The sequence below is a fragment of the Nonomuraea sp. NPDC050536 genome (genome assembly GCF_044457685.1).
Classification (GTDB): domain Bacteria; phylum Actinomycetota; class Actinomycetes; order Streptosporangiales; family Streptosporangiaceae; genus Nonomuraea.
In genome coordinates this window covers 916,848-932,687 of record NZ_JBITHD010000001.1, presented here as the reverse complement: position 1 = coordinate 932,687, position 15,840 = coordinate 916,848, and the positions used below count along the sequence as shown (strand labels likewise).

17 protein-coding genes are annotated in these 15,840 nt (G+C 69.7%); 2 read left to right on the top strand and 15 right to left on the bottom strand.

The features are described 5' to 3' along the window. Nucleotides 1–187: 187 nt before the first annotated feature. From ACIBHX_RS04685 to ACIBHX_RS04630, 12 genes are all read right to left on the bottom strand, one after another. Entirely contained in the window at nt 188–1,396 is a 1,209-nt protein-coding gene (locus tag ACIBHX_RS04685; protein WP_397064200.1) for a cytochrome P450, read from the bottom strand. A 126-nt stretch (nt 1,397–1,522) separates the two neighbouring features. Further along, the gene (locus ACIBHX_RS04680; protein WP_397064198.1) at nt 1,523–2,284 is read right to left on the bottom strand and encodes an ABC transporter permease; all 762 of its coding nucleotides are present in this window, start codon (nt 2,282–2,284) and stop codon (nt 1,523–1,525) included. Continuing rightward, nucleotides 2,281–3,108 (bottom strand): ABC transporter ATP-binding protein, encoded by an 828-nt coding sequence (locus tag ACIBHX_RS04675; RefSeq protein WP_397064196.1) that lies wholly within the window; start codon nt 3,106–3,108, stop codon nt 2,281–2,283. Before ACIBHX_RS04675 ends, ACIBHX_RS04680 begins: the two co-directional genes overlap by 4 nt. Nucleotides 3,109–3,131: 23 nt before the next feature. Then, a complete protein-coding gene (locus ACIBHX_RS04670; protein ID WP_397064194.1) occupies nt 3,132–3,524 on the bottom strand; it encodes a DUF1048 domain-containing protein in 393 nt (130 codons plus the stop codon). A gap of 2 nt (nt 3,525–3,526) precedes the next feature. Then, entirely contained in the window at nt 3,527–3,856 is a 330-nt protein-coding gene (locus ACIBHX_RS04665) for a PadR family transcriptional regulator (protein ID WP_397064193.1), read from the bottom strand. Between the two features lie 368 nt (nt 3,857–4,224). Beyond that, nucleotides 4,225–4,350 carry a hypothetical protein gene (locus tag ACIBHX_RS04660; RefSeq protein ID WP_397064192.1) on the bottom strand — a complete coding sequence of 42 codons (126 nt, stop codon included), beginning with the start codon at nt 4,348–4,350 and terminating at the stop codon, nt 4,225–4,227. A gap of 173 nt (nt 4,351–4,523) precedes the next feature. Beyond that, nucleotides 4,524–5,936: a hypothetical protein gene (locus ACIBHX_RS04655; RefSeq protein WP_397064191.1), complete on the bottom strand. Its 1,413-nt coding sequence runs from the start codon at nt 5,934–5,936 to the stop codon at nt 4,524–4,526. 14 nt (nt 5,937–5,950) lie between these two features. Continuing rightward, nucleotides 5,951–6,589: a sugar isomerase domain-containing protein gene (locus tag ACIBHX_RS04650; RefSeq protein WP_397064189.1), complete on the bottom strand. Its 639-nt coding sequence runs from the start codon at nt 6,587–6,589 to the stop codon at nt 5,951–5,953. Next, nucleotides 6,586–6,795: a hypothetical protein gene (locus ACIBHX_RS04645; RefSeq protein WP_397064188.1), complete on the bottom strand. Its 210-nt coding sequence runs from the start codon at nt 6,793–6,795 to the stop codon at nt 6,586–6,588. Before ACIBHX_RS04645 ends, ACIBHX_RS04650 begins: the two co-directional genes overlap by 4 nt. Beyond that, nucleotides 6,792–7,769 carry an N-acetylglucosamine kinase gene (locus ACIBHX_RS04640; protein WP_397064187.1) on the bottom strand — a complete coding sequence of 326 codons (978 nt, stop codon included), beginning with the start codon at nt 7,767–7,769 and terminating at the stop codon, nt 6,792–6,794. The genes ACIBHX_RS04645 and ACIBHX_RS04640 overlap by 4 nt, the downstream gene beginning before the upstream one ends. Before the next feature lie 122 nt (nt 7,770–7,891). Then, the gene (locus tag ACIBHX_RS04635) at nt 7,892–9,259 is read right to left on the bottom strand and encodes a cytochrome P450 (RefSeq protein WP_397064185.1); all 1,368 of its coding nucleotides are present in this window, start codon (nt 9,257–9,259) and stop codon (nt 7,892–7,894) included. A gap of 27 nt (nt 9,260–9,286) precedes the next feature. Beyond that, a complete protein-coding gene (locus ACIBHX_RS04630) occupies nt 9,287–9,760 on the bottom strand; it encodes a hypothetical protein (protein ID WP_397064183.1) in 474 nt (157 codons plus the stop codon). 43 nt (nt 9,761–9,803) lie between these two features. Here ACIBHX_RS04630 and ACIBHX_RS04625 point away from each other — a divergent pair, with 43 nt between their 5' ends. Beyond that, on the top strand, nt 9,804–11,270 hold the full coding sequence (locus tag ACIBHX_RS04625; RefSeq protein ID WP_397064181.1) for an LLM class flavin-dependent oxidoreductase: 1,467 nt from the start codon (nt 9,804–9,806) through the stop codon (nt 11,268–11,270). Here the strand turns inward: ACIBHX_RS04625 and ACIBHX_RS04620 are convergent. Both ACIBHX_RS04620 and ACIBHX_RS04615 read right to left on the bottom strand, forming a co-directional pair. Then, the gene (locus tag ACIBHX_RS04620; protein WP_397064179.1) at nt 11,267–14,074 is read right to left on the bottom strand and encodes an AAA family ATPase; all 2,808 of its coding nucleotides are present in this window, start codon (nt 14,072–14,074) and stop codon (nt 11,267–11,269) included. The two genes, ACIBHX_RS04625 and ACIBHX_RS04620, sit on opposite strands and share 4 nt — an antisense overlap. A 10-nt stretch (nt 14,075–14,084) precedes the next feature. Then, nucleotides 14,085–14,762 carry a hypothetical protein gene (locus ACIBHX_RS04615; protein WP_397064177.1) on the bottom strand — a complete coding sequence of 226 codons (678 nt, stop codon included), beginning with the start codon at nt 14,760–14,762 and terminating at the stop codon, nt 14,085–14,087. 303 nt (nt 14,763–15,065) lie between these two features. Here ACIBHX_RS04615 and ACIBHX_RS04610 point away from each other — a divergent pair, with 303 nt between their 5' ends. Beyond that, nucleotides 15,066–15,389 (top strand): carboxymuconolactone decarboxylase family protein, encoded by a 324-nt coding sequence (locus ACIBHX_RS04610; protein WP_397064175.1) that lies wholly within the window; start codon nt 15,066–15,068, stop codon nt 15,387–15,389. On the opposite strand, the gene ACIBHX_RS04605 is transcribed toward ACIBHX_RS04610, so the two are convergent. Further along, entirely contained in the window at nt 15,376–15,831 is a 456-nt protein-coding gene (locus ACIBHX_RS04605) for a flavodoxin family protein (protein ID WP_397064173.1), read from the bottom strand. The genes ACIBHX_RS04610 and ACIBHX_RS04605 overlap by 14 nt on opposite strands. Nucleotides 15,832–15,840 lie beyond the last annotated feature (9 nt).

The following is a 15,840-nucleotide window of genomic DNA, read 5'->3' as shown; positions in this document are numbered from 1 at the left end:
GCCGGATGGGGACCTGGTGCCCAACCGGGCAGGTCACGGTGCTGACAGCGGTGTCGACGGCCAAGTCATCCAGGTCGAACCCGCCCGGGAACAGCGGGTTCGATCACGGCACGATGCCCGGCGGTGGGCGTCGGCCAGGGTGAGCCACGTGCATGGACTGGGTGGTGCCCGGTTGCTCAGGCGAACATCAGGCGTCCCAGGTGACCGGGAGGCTCTTGACTCCGTAGATGTCGGCGGTCTCCGGGCGCAGGGCCACTTCTTCAGCCGGGACAGCCAGGCGCAGGGTGGGGAAGCGGTTGAGCAGGGCGGGGAGCGCGACGCGCAGCTCGACGCGGGCCAGTTGCTGGCCCAGGCACTGGTGGATGCCGTGGCTGAAGGCCAGGTGGCCGCCGTCCTGCCTGCGCAGGTCGAGCACGTGGGGGTCGGGGAAGCGCGCAGGGTCGCGGTTGGCGGTGGCGTACGACAGGATGACCGTCGAGCCGGCCTTGATGGTCTGGCCGCCCAGCTCGACGTCCTCCAGCGCGACCCGAGCGAACTGCTTGGCGACGCTCAGATACCGCAGCAGCTCCTCCACGGCCCCGTCGGTGAGCGCGGGATCGGCGCGCAGCGCGGCCAGCTGCGCGCGGTTCTGCAGCAGTGCGAAGGTGCCCAGCGCCAGCATGTTCGCCGTGGTGTCGAACCCGGCCGACAGCAGGATCAGGGCCATGCCCCGCAGCTCCTCATCGGTCAGATCGCTGTCGAGGAGGTCGCTGAGCACGTCGTCGGTGGGGTTGGCGCGCTTGGCCGCCACCAGCTCCGCGAGGTACTGCTGGGTCGCGGTGTAGGCCGCGATCAGTTCCTCGTCGCTGACCTCCCCGCCGAGGAACTTGTCGATGTTGTCCTGGAAGGAGCCCCTGTCCTCGTACGGCACGCCCAGCAGCTCGCAGATGATGATGGCGGGGATGGGCTTGGCGAACGCGGTGACCAGGTCCGCCGGCGGGCCTGCCTTCTCCATGGCGTCCAGGTGCTCGGCGGTGACCTGCTCGACGCGCTCGGTGAGCAGCCGCATCCGCCGTACGGTGAACTTGCCCACCAGCGGTTTGCGGTAGCGGCTGTGCTGCGGATCGTCCATCAGCAGGAACTCTCCGGGCGGCGGCGGGGGGACCTCGATCTCGCCGAAGTCGACCAGCGGATGATGGCGCATGAGCTCCTTGCGCGAGCTGAAGCGCGAGTCGGCCAGGATCGACCGGAGCAGATCGTAGCCGGTGACCAGCCAGCCCTGGTGCCCGTCGGGGAAGGTGAAGCGGCTGATCGGGCCGTGCTCGCGGGCCTCGATCAGCTCCTTGGGCGGGTCGAAGGGGCAACCGGCCTGTCGCGCCATCGGCATCGTCGTGAGGGTGTGGGGGGAGTCAGTCATGGATGTTCCTCTTCTCGCGATAGTACGTGTCTTGTACGGCTCGAATGCGAGGCTGCGGTGTGAGCGCGGCGCCGTACCGAGGGGGCACCCGCGGACGGGCGTCGAGCTTGTCCGGCTTCCGCAGCCCTAGGAGATCTTGCGGCGGTAGGTGTTCATGGCGAAGGCGTAGGCCACGATGAGGATGCCGACGCACCAGGCCAGGGCGATCCAGATGTCGGTGCCGACCGGCTGCTGGGTGAACAGGTCGCGGATGGCGTTGACGATGGAGGTCACCGGCTGGTGCTCGGCGAAGAAGCGCACCGGGCCGGGCATGGTGTTGGTGGGCACGAACGCCGAGCTGATGAACGGCAGGAAGATGAGAGGAAAGGAGAACGCGCTCGCGCCGTCGACGGTCTTGGCGGTGAGGCCGGGGATGATGGCGATCCAGGTCAACGCCAGGGTGAACAGGATCAGGATGCCGGCGACCGCGAGCCAGGCCAGCAGGCCCGCCGTCGAGCGGAAGCCCATGAGCAGGGCGACGAGCATGACGACCACGAGCGAGATCACATTGGCGATGAGCGAGGTCAGCACGTGTGCCCACAGCACGGACGAGCGCGCGGTCGGCATGGATTGGAATCGCTCGAAGATGCCGCTCTTCATGTCCGTGAAGAGCCGGAACGCGGTGTAGGCGACGCCCGAGGCAACCGTGATGAGCAGGATGCCGGGCAGCATGTAGTTCACATACGACGCCGACCCTGTCTTGATCGCGCCGCCGAACACGTAGACGAACATCAGCATCATGGCGATCGGCATGATCGCGGTCGTGACGACGGTGTCCATGCTGCGCGTGATGTGGCGCAGAGAGCGTCCCAGCAGGACGGTGGTGTCGCCGAAGAAATGCTTGCTCATCGTTGTTCCTTACTCGTCCGTACTGAGGTGCGGTGTTTGCCGGCGTCGCCGTCCTTGCCGTCGCTGCCGACGAGCGTGAGGAAGACGTCCTCGAGGGTCGGCTGCTTCTCGATGTATTCGACCTTGGCGGGCGGGAGCAGCTGCTTGAGCTCGGCCAGGGTGCCGTTCACGAGGATCCGGCCCTCGTGCAGGATCGCGATCCGGTCGGCGAGGTGTTCGGCCTCGTCCAGATACTGCGTGGTGAGCAGCACCGTCGTGCCCTGGCCGGCGAGTTCCTTGACGGCCTGCCACACCTCGATGCGTGCCTGGGGGTCCAGCCCGGTTGTCGGCTCGTCGAGGAAGATGACCGGCGGATTCCCGATGAGGCTCATCGCGATGTCGAGGCGGCGGCGCATGCCACCCGAATACGCCGACACCTTCCGCGCGCCCGCGTCGGTCAGCGAGAAACGGGCGAGCAGGTCATCGGCGATCTTGCCCGGATCCCTGAGGTGCCGCAACCGGGCGACCAGCACGAGGTTCTCCCGCCCGGTGAGGATCTCGTCGACGGCCGCGAACTGCCCGGTGAGGCTGATGGACTCCCGCACATCCGCCGCCTGCTTGGCGACGTCGAAGCCGTGGACGCTTGCCGTACCCGCGTCGGCCTTGAGCAGCGTGGAGAGGATTTTCACCGCCGTGGTCTTGCCTGCCCCGTTGGAGCCGAGCAGGGCGAAGATGCTGCCCCGCGCGACCTCGAAGTCCACGCCGCGCAGCACGTGCAGTTCCTTGTACGACTTCTCCAGGCCCTGCACGCGGATCACGGGCCCCTGAATCTGATGAATTGCCATCCGGATATCCGTTCTCTGTTTGGTCACGACTCGTCGCCCGCGACCCGATCGATGGCCTTGGTCAGCCGTTCCCGCTCCCGGCGGATCCAGGAACCCCCCGGGTAGTTGCGCAGAAACGCCTCGGCGAACTCCACCGGGTCTTCGCCGACGATTTCGCGGACCGGGGTTCCGTCCGCCGCGCTCTGCTCGAACAGGTCGGCGAGATCATCCAGCATCGCCAGCAGGCTTTCGGCGTCCCCCGGCCCGAAATACCCCATGTACCGATCCAGCGCCTCAACCGCAGTGCGATAGCTCGCCGGAAGCTGCGCCACGCGCGCCTTGTACAGCCGGTAGCGCTTCTTGTCCTCGAGCGGCCCGGTGACCATCTCCAGGTACTGCCGGTAGCGGCTCTTCTGCTCGCTCGGCCCTGTGGCCATGGCTACTCACCTCCTTCGCGGAGCTGTTCGAGCCGTTCCGTGAGGAAGCTCCAGGTCCTCCAGAACTCTTCGAGATACACCCGTCCCTGAGCGTTCAGGGAGTACACCTTGCGCGGCGGCCCCTTCTCCGACGGGACCTTCTCCACGTCGACGAAGCCGCGCTGCTCGATCCTGACCAGCAGCGCGTAGATGGTGCCCTCGGCGATGTCAGAGAAGCCCTGGTCCCGCAGCCACGCCGTGATCTCGTAGCCGTAGGCGGATCGGCCGGACAGGATCGCCAGAACGATGCCCTCCAACACGCCCTTGAGCATCTCCGTCGCCTGCTTGCCCATGGCACACCCCCTTTCGGCTATTCAATGTTGCTGACTACCAGTACAAAGTACCACTGACTACTGGTACATAGCAACACTGAATAGCCGAGGTGCAAACCAAGGTCGCAGCCCGCGGGAGATTTCGACCTCCGGCTTCGCCGTCGCCCGACGCGGCGGGAGCACCGGCGACCACGAGTGCGGCCGCAATCGCTGAACATCCCATGGCGCCCACCATCACCGACCGCGCTGACATCGGGACGTTGCCGTGCTGACACGACACCGCATCAGGGATCCTCATAGCCGCGGAAATCCAACGAACCAGTCTCTGACCTGCTGTTATTCGGGCTCCTGGGACGTCTGACGATGTTCGCCGCTACGGTTCTTCCGTTTCAGCGCCCCCCGCCGTCGAGGGCGGCGACCTCGCGTACGGCCTCGGCGACGGCGCGGAAGTCCTTACGCAGGATCGCACCGGCGACCTTCGTGTGGATCCGGATGTTCGCGTTGCGGGCGGTCACCGCAGGACCTCGAAGGAGTAGTCCGCCGAACGCTTCGACTTGCCGCGAGCCCGCTCGTCGTACCACGATCGACCACACCGTTGGCGTCCTCGGGCGTGAGCGGCTGCTGGCCGAGATCACCGACGCTCCCCCGCCGTCACGCCCCTCCGTGAACGTGGCCGGGGAGGGCCGAGTCACCGTGCGTGGTCGAATTCCCTCCGCAGGAGATCGAGAACGGCCTCGACCAGCAGGTCACCGGTGGCGGCCTCGAAGTAGCTCATGAGCGCCTCGTAGCCGCCCTCGGCATGCGCGGTGGCATCAGCGACATATCCGAAGTAGCCGTCGGTGTAGCCGACGACCCGCGTCACGGGGAACGGGCTGCGTTCCTTGATCTGCACGGCGAGCGTCGTGAACAGCTCGACGGGCACGTGCGCCCACGCGATCCCGCCCAGCCGCACCACGCTGATCGGCAGCTCCATCACCGAAGGCAGCGCGGCATCGCCCAGGGCGGCCAGCCCGCGCGCCCCCTCGACCAGCGACTGCGCCACCCGGTCGCACGGGTCCCGCCCCACCGCCTCCCGCACCTCCGCCAGCCTCACCTCGACCTCACCCCGCCCGGGAAGGCCCCGCACAGGCAACGCCACGCTGCCCCGCCTGATCCTCGGCCCAGAATCAGAGAACGGCACGGCGGGCAACGCCACCGCGCCTTGCCCGATCCTCGAGCCCGGATCAGAGACTGGCCGCACGGCGGGCAACGCCACCGTGTCTTGCCTGCTCCTCGGGTCCGGATTGGAGAGCGGCCGGGCGGTGGGCGGTGGCACGGGGTCCTGTCTGGTCCTGGGGGCCAGGGCAGGGAGTGGTTGGGCGGTGGGTAGGGCTCGCAGGATGGGGGTGGCCAGGAGGTCGCCCAGGCGGGTGGCTTCGGTGGCGTCGCGGCCTCGCCGTACGAAACGGGGGCTGACGTCGCCGGCGGCGCCCTGCAGGAAGCCGACGACGCCGGGCAGCGAGCGGCGGGCGGCGCCCGGCCAGTCGGCCGACCAGGACAGGTTGTCCGGGCCGAGCACCGTGGGATGGCAGGCGTAGTCGACGAGCAGCGCCTCGATCCCCTCGGGACCGTGGAGCGCGAGCACCCCGGCGGAGGTGTCGTGCGGCCCGTCGGGGCGGTGCCGGTTGGCGCCCACGCCGGGCGCGTCAGGTGAACACCACAGCCCCCGCACGGGCCGCCGCTCGAGCGCCACGCCCTCGACGGCCGCGACCAGCGCCTCGACCAGTTCGGGAGACCGTACGGCGGGCAGGAAGGGATGGATCGTCCCCGACCACCCCGACGGACCCGAGTGGGTGTGCGAGGCGCACACCACCACCCGCTCGTCAGGCACTCCCGGCACGGCCCCGGCCAGCCGGCGCGCCAGGTCCGCAGACACCGCGACGGCGTCCAGGCACAACCACGCCACGCCGGGATCGCCGGCCGTACTCAGCCAGACGACCGTGGCACGCAGCGGATCGGCGGCGCCGTCGGCGACGCCCTCACGGGCGGCGTACCCGTCGAGCGGGTGACCGGCAGGGGGCGTGACGTCGAGCGACGCGGCGGCCAGCAGCAGGCCGGACATCGGCCGCACCTCCTTCAGCTGTCGACGTTGAAGCTCCTCAGTACGCGCGGCGCGGCCATCCGCGACACGGCCTCGCAGGCGATCGCCTGCACGATGAGCGTCCCGGTGATGGTCGAGGTGGCGCCGTAGGGCGGGTCGCCCGGCACGCCGCAGTTGTCGATCACGAGGGAGGCCACATCGGCGAGCTTGTGCCCGCTGGGCGCGCGAGACGGCACGGACCGGGTGTGCGCGAGCGAGGTCACCGCGATCACGTAGGCGCCCCGCGCCACGCAGCTCGCGGCGAACTCGACGGGAACGGCGTTCCGCCCCGAGTTGGACGCCACGATCACCACGTCTCCTGCGGCGATGCCACGATCCTCGACCAGGATCTCGGCGAGCCCGGTCAGCCGCTCGAGCGCGGAGCTCTTGTGCGGGCCCTCGTGCAGCATCAGCGCGGGCTCCAGTACGGCCCGCACGTCGGCGAGACCGCCCGCCCTGGCGTACAGCTCCTCGGCCAGCAGGTGCGAGTGCCCGGTGCCGAACACCCACAGCCGCCTGCCGGAGGACAGCGCGTCGGCGAGCCGCTCGCCCGCCTCCTTGATGGCCTCCAACTGCGTGCCGACGACCCGGGCGGCGATCGAGGTGGCAGCGGCCAGGTAGGCCTCGGCGCTCACGTGAGTACTCCCGCGGTCATGCCGGACCCGATCCGGCGCTGCAAGTCGATGGAGACGACCCAGACCACGGCGACCCAGACCACGGCGGCCCGGACCACGGCGGACTGGGCCATAGGCGCCATGTGTGCGGGGACGGGCAGCGAGTTGCTCGGCTGGGCTTGGCAGGACACGGCTGGTGACCTGGCGGGATGGTCATGCGGGGTCATCGGTTCCGGTTTCGTCGGGGGTGGCTGGGGTGGGGGAAGCGGTGGACGGAGATGAGGTCGGCGTAGGGGCCCGACGGCCCGGTGGCGAGCCGCGCCGCTCCGTCCAGCGGAGTCCCGGCCGCCGCGACCAGCTCGACAGGGGTGTCCAGGGCGGCTCTGAGGGGGTCGAGCAGGGCCTGGCCCGCCGTGAAGAGGCCGCCGGTGAGGGCGACGGGCACGACCTCGGCATCCGCGGGGGTGGCCGGCTCGGCGTGCGCGGTGACGGCCGCCTCGGCGTGGGTGGTGGTGGCGAGCCAGCGGGCGGCCGTGGTGACCGTCTCGGCCAGGTCGGCCGCGGCGGCGCGGACGATGCCCGCCGCCACCGGGTCGCCTTCGGCCGCGGCCTCGAACACCCGGGGCGCGAAGCGGGCCACGTCGTCGACCAGCGTGAGCGAGCCGTACAGCGCGGCGGGGTCGAGCCCGGGCGCGGCGAGCAGCGTCCGGGGCCCACGGCCGTCGCGGGAGCGCTGGACGGCGGCGAGCCCGGCGCGGCCGATGGCGAACGCGCTGCCCGCGTCGCCGAAGAGGTAGCCGCCGCCGTCCACCTTCCTGAAGGCGCCGGACCGGGAGACGGCCAGGCACACCACCCCGGTGCCCGCCGCCAGCACCATGCCGAACCCGTCCGGCAGCGCCCCCGCGTGCGCCGTCACCATGTCTTGAGATATCCGGACCTCGGCCGCGCCCAGGACCTCGGCCACGCCGGAGGCGAGCGACGCCAGGCCCTCGACCGTACCGGGGTACCCGGTCAACCCGAGGCATGCCACGCCGACCGGGCCGCGCAGCCCGGCCGAGCAGGCGGCCTGCCGTACGGACTCGACGATGGCGGGCACGCCGCCGGCGTGCGCGTACCCGGGGCCGGCGCCCGTGCGGCCCTCGGGCAGGACCCGCAGCCGCAGAGCGGACTGTCCCCCGTCGACGGCGACGTGGCGGTTCACGTGGTTGTTCCGTGCACCACAGCCTCCTCACGGATCGCTGGCCCCTACTGTGGGGCTCGGCGGCGCCTGCCGTAAAGAAACCCGATTGGACCAATTCGCCCGCGTACAGGGCGTGAAGCGGGTTAGACCGCTTCCCGCGGGACCAGGGTCATCGGCATGCCGTGCCGGGGCCGCAGCGTCACGGTCGCCTCGGGTACCACCTCCGCGCCCGGCCGCAGGTCCAGCCGGAAGCGCTGGGCGATCATCGCGATGATCAGGGTGGCCTCCATGACGGCGAACCCGGCGCCCACGCAGATCCGCCGCCCGCCGCCGAAGGGCAGGTAGGCGAAGCGCGGGTGGGTGACGCCCGGCAGGAACCGCTCGGGGTCGAACCGCTCGGGGTCCTGCCAGAGCCGCGGGTTGCGGTGGGCCAGGTAGACGGGGATGACCACGTTCGTGCCCGCCGGGATCGGCCGGCCGTCCAGGGTGTCGGGTTCGACGGTCTTCCTGACGATCGACCAGGCGGGCGGGTAGAGCCGCAGCGCCTCCTGGAAGGCAGCGGCCGTCCACACCAGCTTCTCCGCGTCGTCCGCGGTGGGCGTGCGGCCGCCGAGCACCTCGTCCACCTCGGCGTATACGCGCTCGCGCGCCCGCGGATGCAGGGCGAGCAGGTACCAGAGCCAGGCCAGCCCGTTGGCGGTGGTCTCGTGCCCGGCCAGCAGGAACGTCATCAGCTCGTCGCGGATCAGCCTGCGGTCCATCGGCGCGCCCGTGTCCGGGTCGCGGACCGCGAGCAGCAGGCCGAGCAGGTCGTCCGAGCCCTCCGGGTGCCGGTCGATGATGCCCTCCACGACCTCGTCGGTGGTGTCGAGCACGTCGTGGATCCAGCGCAGCCCGGGGGTCCACGCGGGGGCGCGCCGTACCAGTGCGGGGGCCTTGTCCAGCAGCCAGGGCGGCGGGTTGAACAGGAGTTGCAGCCGCGAGACGCGGACGCCGGCCCGCAGGCCGGTGGTCATGACGGGCCCGAGCCTGGCTGCCTCGGCGGACAGCTCGGTGCCGAACAGGGCGCGGCCGACCACGTCGAGCGTGAGGCGGTTCATCGCGGTGGCGGCGTCGAGCTCGGCGGGACGGGCAGGCAGGGCGTCCAGGAAGTCGGCGATCGCGGCCGTCATGTGCTCGGCGAAGCGGCCCAGGTGGCGCTTGGCGAACATGGGCTGGATGAGGCGCCGCTGCGCCGCCCACCGCTCCCCCTCGCTGGTGAGCAGGCCGTCGCCGACGACCAGCGACAGCAGGCGGTACTGCTCGGACTTGGCGTAGACGTGCTGGTGGGTGACGAGGATCCGCTCCAGGTGCTCCGGCGCCCAGGCCACGTAGTAGGAGGTGCGGCCCGCCTCGATCTTCACCAGCCCGGCGGCCCTGTCGTTGATCATGCCGAAGCGGTCAAGGACCTGCTGGGAGGTGAACAGGGCGCGCAGGCGCTGCCTGCGGTTGATGCGGACGACCTCCACCATGACGGCTCCCGCTATTAGGTGAGATGTCTAATGAGAGGTTACCTTGCCGATACCGTCGACCATGAGCTTGCCCTGCGGCCCGAGTTCACCGCACTCGGGCCCGTTCGGGTAGACGCCCTTCGGCGTGACCTTCACCGTCACGTCGAGCAGCTTCGTGCTCGCCTCGTCGTACAGGGCCAGGGTCACCTGGACAGGACGCTTGGGCAGGCCGGGAACCTCACTGATGCCCTGCTTGCCCCCGGTCGGGGTCGACTTGGCCGAGCACGCGGAGCCGGCGCAGGTCTGTTGTGCGGCGGCCTGAGCGGGGAAGAGCTCGAGCTTCGGTCGCTGACAGCGGCCGTCCCAGCACACCTCCAGCTCCGCCCTGCTCACGCTGGCGGCGAGCGGCGGTTGCAGGGTGACCACGATTCCCGTGACAGCGCCCATGGCAGTGCAGATGCGCTCCTGCGCGCAGCCGGTCAGCAGGGCGGCCAGGACGACGATTACGGCGAGACGGTGCACACCTCCTTAGACGCTCAAAAGGGGCCCATGCGATCCTGCTGCAATGGACGATCTCTGGTTCGGGGCGTTCCTGACGCCCGAGGCCGCGGCTCGCGAACGGCTGATGCGGCACGTCACGCTGGCCGAGCAGCTCGGGCTCGACCTGGTCGGCATCCAGGACCACCCCTACCAGCCCGCGTTCCTGGACACCTGGACGCTGCTGTCGGCCGTCGCGGAGCGCACCGAGCGGATCCGGCTCGTCCCCGACGTGATCAACCTGCCGCTCCGGCCGCCCGCCGTGCTGGCCCGCGCCGCGGCCTCGCTGGACATCCTCAGCGGCGGCCGGGTCGAGCTGGGCCTGGGGGCGGGCGCGTTCTGGGACGGGGTCGCCTCGATGGGCGGGCCGCGGCTGGCGCCGGGCGAGGCGGTGGACGCGCTGGCCGAGGCCATCACCGTGCTGCGCGAGCTGTGGACGCCGGGCGACCCCGTGACCTTCCGCGGCACCCACTACCGCCTCGAGGGCGCCCAGCCGGGACCGTTCCCGCCGCACCGGATCGGGATCTGGGTGGGCGCGCTCAAGCACAGGATGCTGGAGCTGACCGGCTATATGGCCGACGGCTGGCTGCCGTCCTCCGCCTACAGCCCGCCCGAGGCGGTCGCCCGCCAGGCCAAGGTGATCGACGCCGCCGCGGCCCGCATCGGGCGCGACCCGGCAGAGATCCGCAAGGTCTACAACATCAGCGGCAGCTTCTCTCCGCTGCCCGGCGACGGGTTCCTCGACGGGCCGCCGAGCCTGTGGGCCGAGCAGCTGACCGAATTGGTGCTCACGGTCGGCATGAGCGGGTTCGTGCTGGCGCCCGGGCTGGACGCCGAGCGGGATCTGCGGGTCTTCGCCGAGGAGGTGGCTCCCGCCGTACGGCGGGCCGTGGCGGCCGAGCGTGGCACCACTGTGCCCGGGGGGCCCGAGCGGCCCGCCGTACGGGTGACCGATCTGGACGAGGGAGGGCGGCCGCACGCGCCCAAGCACGATCCGGCCGAGCTCAGCCCGGCGCAGCGGCAGGCCGGGCAGCACCTGGTCGACGTGCACGACGGCTACCGGCAGGAGCTGCGGCAGGTGCGCGACGCGGTCGACCAGGTCGCGGCCGGGGCGCTGGACGGCAGCGCGCTGCGGTCGCTGATCAACCAGCTGACCATGCGGCAGAACTACTGGACGCTGGGCACGTTCTGCGCGACGTTCTGCCGGCTGGTGACGGTGCACCACACGATCGAGGACGAGGCGATGTTCCCCGCGCTGCTCCAGCGCGACGGCGAGCTCGCACCCGTGATCAAGAAGCTGGAGCAGGAGCACGAGGTCATCGCCGAGCTGCTGACCCGCCTGGACGAGGCCTGCGTCGACCTGATCCGCGATCCGGCCCACCTCGACCGGGTCCGCGCCCAGGTCGACCGGCTGTCGGAGACCCTGTCCTCGCACTTCGCCTACGAGGAGGAGGAGCTCGTCGAGCCGATCGGCCGGTTGGACATCCAGATCTAACCTCTCGGTTCGGAGCCGTTGCCGTCGTAGCCGAGCAGGCGCATGGCCGTGTCCGGGTCCATCGCCGCGGCCAGCAGCTGGGCGCGCGCGTGGGCCTGGTCGCGTTCGCGTTCCGCCTTGGCCTGCGCGGCCTTGACCCCCTTGACGGCCCCGATCGCGAGCCCGGTGCCCACGACCACCGCGACCACGATCACGAACAGCACCAGCAGCCAGCCGGGCGAGGCCACGTTCGGGATCGTGGCGATGCCGGTCACGAACAGCCCGGCCACCGCCGCCAGCGCGATCAGGCCGAGCAGGCTGCCCAGCACCACCCAGACGCCGCGCCCGTTCCTGCTGTCCTGCGCGATCGCCTGCGGCGGCGCCACCTGTACGGCCAGCGGCTCCGACGCCCACGGGACGAACTCCGGCTTGCTGCCGTTGCCGTTGCCGTTGCTCACCACGGCGGGCACGCTGGGCTCCAGCTCGACGATCTCCGGCTCGATCACGGCGCCCGGCAGGTCGCGCTCCACCCGGCTGTGCTCGTTGTGTGCGCGTACCGCCTCGGTGTGGTAGTCCTCCAGCTCCTGGTAGAGCTCCTCGGAGGCGTAGAACGTGCCGTCGATCATGGGGCCGTGGGTCTGTTCGATGATCGCCACGACGTCGTCGCCGTTGAGTGTCTTGTGCGTCTCCAGGGCGTGCGCCACGCACAGCACGTCCCTGCGGTGCTCCTCCAGCAGCTTGCCGGTCTTCTCCAGCAGCCGCACCAGGTTGAACTCGATGCGCTCGCCCAGCACGTGCGGCGTCAGGCCGGCGCGCGGCTTGTCCTTGCCCTGCTCCTCGCCGGGCTTGGGCAGCGACTTGCCGCCCATGATCTCCAGCTCCTGCAGCGCGGGCAGCGAGGTCACACCGGAGCCCATGCCCCAGTAGGCCTCCATCAGGGCCGTGAGGTAGGTGGCCGAGTGCAGGTCGCCGGAGACGCCGGAGGAGTTGTCGTCGCCGAAGAACATCCGCTCCCCCGCCAGCGAGGCGAGCGAGACCATGATGTCGGCCTCGTGCTCCGACTTCCACATGGTGAACTGGTCCTCGGGCTTGATCGAGGCGACCATGCCCAGGTAGTCGGCGCCCTTCTCGATCGTGGCGATGTCGATCTCCAGGTGGAAGCGGGTCCGGTAGGCCACCACGGCGTGGCAGGCCTCATGGACGGCCACCGCGTGCCGTTCCCGCTCGATGTACTCCACGTCCTCCGACGGGCCCAGTTGCTTGAGCCGCTTGGCCCGCAGCACGTCGGACCAGGTGATGACCTCGCGCCCGTCGCGGATCGCGGTGATGAGCGACTCGTTGACCAGATCCTTGATCGTGGCACCCGTGGCGTACGGCGTGATCGTGGCCAGGCGGTCGATCTGCTCCTCGGTGAGCGCGTGATCGACCTTGTCGAAGTAGCCCTGGTAGGTGCGCATCCGGCCGGCCTTGGACGGGTAGCCGACCTTGTAGATGCGGTCGATGCGGCCCGGCCGCAGCAGCGCCTCGTCCAGCGCGTCGGGCCGGTTGGTGGCCATCATGACCAGGATGCGGTACTTGGGCGGCGGCTTGGGCCGCATGCCCAGGAGCCTGCGCACCAGCCGGTTGAAGAACCCTCGCGGCTTCTTCAGACCCGACAGCTCCGTGAGCAGCGCCTGCAGCGTGCCGGGATCGCCACTGCCGTTCATCCCGCCGCCCATGAAGAAGCGCTCCTTCGTCGGCTCCTGCGGCCGGTCACCGTACGCGATCAGGGAGCGGGTCCGCTCCGGCAGGTAGCTCATGCCGTGGCAGGCCGAGAAGCCGGAGAAGCCGCCGCCCTGCCCGGGCGGGCCCTGCTGGGCCAGGCGGCCGCGCTTGCCGAGCGAGTCGGCCTCGTCGAAGAAGACGATCACGCCGCCGTAGCGCAGCGCCAGCTTGCGCAGCTTCCTGAACAGCGCCTTCACCTTCATGATGCCGACGCCCATGAACATGTTGGTGAACGCGCCCGGGTCGACGAACACGTACGGCTTGCCGGTCTCACCGGCCACGGCCTCGGCCATCAGCGTCTTGCCGGTGCCCGGCGGTCCCCACAGCAGCAGGCCGCTGGGGACGTAGCCGCCGCGCTGCTCGATCTCGCCCGGCCGCTCGAGGAAGACGATGTTCTCCCTGACGCGCTCGACCACGTGGTCCTGTCCCCATACGTCGGCGAAGCGGGTCTTGATGTCGTCGGGGAAGTACGTCTCCACGCCGCCCCTGGACAGGAACCAGAACAGGCCGACGAACTGGATGATGACCACGAAGAACAGGAAGACGATCTGCACCAGGAACGGCAGCGCCTGGACGACGAGCGAGGGCACCGTGAACAGCGCCACGAACGGGTTGTCCCCGCTGACCGCCCCCAGCACCAGCGCCAGCAGCGTGACGAAGAACAGCACTTTGATGGCCCGCGAGATGCGGTACCTGGTCCAGTCGTCGAACCTGCGGTGCGTCCAGCGCTCGAACCCGCCGAAGACCTTCTGGCTCCAGAACCGGTGGTAGCCGGACCAGCGCTCGCTGATGAAGAAGTGCAACTGCCGGATGACTTCCGCGCCGAGCAGCCAGAAGATCCACGGGTAGGCACGCGCGATGGCCTGCATGGCCTCGGTGAAGGGAACGACCCCCGCGAAGTCGGCCATCACCTTCCAGGTCAGTACCAAGAAGGCCAGCACGATCGCCAGCAGGAACTTGCTGCGATCCCAGAGCTGCATCTTCTTCCTGGTGACGGCTTCGGGATCGGAGGGCCCGCTGCCGGGGGCTCGCAGCCCCTCGTGGTGAGCTGTGGTGGTCAAAGGTGCTCCCTCATCCGGGCAGCCGGAGCAGCTTGAAGGAATCAATGATCTTTTCGAATTCCGCGCTCCGCGCCTGGAAGCACTGCGACTGGCAGCGGAAGAGCAGGATCGAGACGGTGGCACCCTTCTCGTCCAGGATGGCCGTCTGGTCGAAGGTCTGGACCTGACCGCCGATCTCGTAGTTGAAGCGCGTCCGCACTCCCCGGGCGCCCTTGTCGAGCTGGACCATCTTGTCGCCCAGGGACTCGAAGTTCGTGAACAGCGGCTGGCGCCCGGTCCCGGTGAACTGGCTCAGGTACATCGAGCGCGTCTGCGCCGTCACCGGCAGGATGAAGTCGCGCATCTGGTTGAGGGACATGGAGTCGCGCTCCTCGTCCGTCAGCTTGTGCACGGCCGCGTAGACGAACGCGTCGTTGGAGCCGAACAGGTGCAGCACCTGTGGCTGAGTCGACTGGTCGAACGCCGTCGACCAGACCCGCTGTTTGCGTTCCTGCGCCGCCGCCGACTCCGGGTTGTTGCCGCTCAGCAGGGCTTCCAGCGGATCGGCGTCCAGCCGGGTGTAGGAGGAGGGGACCTTGAAGTAGGTGGTCCCGCCGTTGTCCTTGACATAGGTGTAGGTGGGCTGCCCGCACGCGGACAGCGCAAAGAATGCCGCCAGGACGGCAGCACAAGCCCGCGTCTTTATCACCAGGGCTTACCTCCGCGATACGGACCAATGCAGTTGTTGTGCCCGCTTTCAGGCGGAATGAGCCCAGTGCCGGGTGATAAATCTTGACCAAATCTTGGCCATTCATTGGCCTTAGTTGTTACAGATCAGCTTTGCCGGTGCTTTACCGGGATCTGCGGGTCGCGCTGCCGGCGATTTTGATGATCGCGAACGCGCACATACCCACACGTTCTCCCTCGTACAACGTTCGTGCAACCCCCCATTGGTTCAGCTCGAGAAGTAGCGAAGGATATGGGGGATGCCCGCTCGTACTGGGAGCGCCCGATGACGGAAACCGCAATGGAGATCATGAACAACTGGGACGACTCCTTCGGCATGAAGGCGGAACGACTCTTCACCGAGGTGTGGGCGCGCGACGTGCTGTCGACGAGGGACCGCCGCCTGCTCCTGCTCGCGCTCCTGGTCGGGCTCGGGGGCCTGGACGACCAGGTGGAAGTGCAGCTCGACAACGCCCTGCGGACGGGCGAGCTGAGCGCCGACGAGATGCGCGAGGTCGTCGCCTTCCTCACCCACTACGCCGGCTGGGCCCGGGGGTCCCACCTCGGCTCCCAGGTCGAGGACCTGATCGAACGCGTCAACCGGGACTGATCGTCGCCGCCACCGTGGCGCCCAGCTCCCAGCACGCCTCCAGATCCGCCTTGGTGGGCGCGCCCACGATCATGACGGGCGCGCTCACGCGTTCCCAGCCGAGCCCGCCCGCGATCGCCTCCACCGCCCGCACCGCTCCCCCGACGTCGTTGTTGCCGTGCACGTAGAGCCCGTACGGCAGACGCCGCGTCTCCTCCAGGCACGGGTAGTAGACGGTGTCGAAGAAGTGCTTGAGCGCGCCCGACATGTAACCGATGTTGGCCGGAGTCCCGAGGATCAGCCCGTCGGCGGCCAGCACGTCGGGCACGGTGGCGCCGAGCGCCGCCCTGGTGACGACCTCGACGCCCTCGATCTCCTCGCACTGGGCGCCACTGCGGACCCGCTCGAACAGCTCATGCGTGGTAGGCGACGCAGTGTGATGAACGATCAGCAACCGACTCACCCCACATAC

Coding starts and splice junctions, on each gene's coding strand:
- ACIBHX_RS04625 (WP_397064181.1), top strand. CDS start 9,804: ATGGACGATCTCTGGTTCGGGGCGTTCCTGACGCCCGAGGCCGCGGCT.
- ACIBHX_RS04655 (WP_397064191.1), bottom strand. CDS start 5,936: ATGTCCGGCCTGCTGCTGGCCGCCGCGTCGCTCGACGTCACGCCCCCT.
- ACIBHX_RS04610 (WP_397064175.1), top strand. CDS start 15,066: ATGACGGAAACCGCAATGGAGATCATGAACAACTGGGACGACTCCTTC.
- ACIBHX_RS04635 (WP_397064185.1), bottom strand. CDS start 9,259: ATGGTGGAGGTCGTCCGCATCAACCGCAGGCAGCGCCTGCGCGCCCTG.
- ACIBHX_RS04675 (WP_397064196.1), bottom strand. CDS start 3,108: ATGGCAATTCATCAGATTCAGGGGCCCGTGATCCGCGTGCAGGGCCTG.
- ACIBHX_RS04680 (WP_397064198.1), bottom strand. CDS start 2,284: ATGAGCAAGCATTTCTTCGGCGACACCACCGTCCTGCTGGGACGCTCT.
- ACIBHX_RS04645 (WP_397064188.1), bottom strand. CDS start 6,795: ATGACCCCGCATGACCATCCCGCCAGGTCACCAGCCGTGTCCTGCCAA.
- ACIBHX_RS04670 (WP_397064194.1), bottom strand. CDS start 3,524: ATGGCCACAGGGCCGAGCGAGCAGAAGAGCCGCTACCGGCAGTACCTG.
- ACIBHX_RS04685 (WP_397064200.1), bottom strand. CDS start 1,396: ATGACTGACTCCCCCCACACCCTCACGACGATGCCGATGGCGCGACAG.
- ACIBHX_RS04665 (WP_397064193.1), bottom strand. CDS start 3,856: ATGGGCAAGCAGGCGACGGAGATGCTCAAGGGCGTGTTGGAGGGCATC.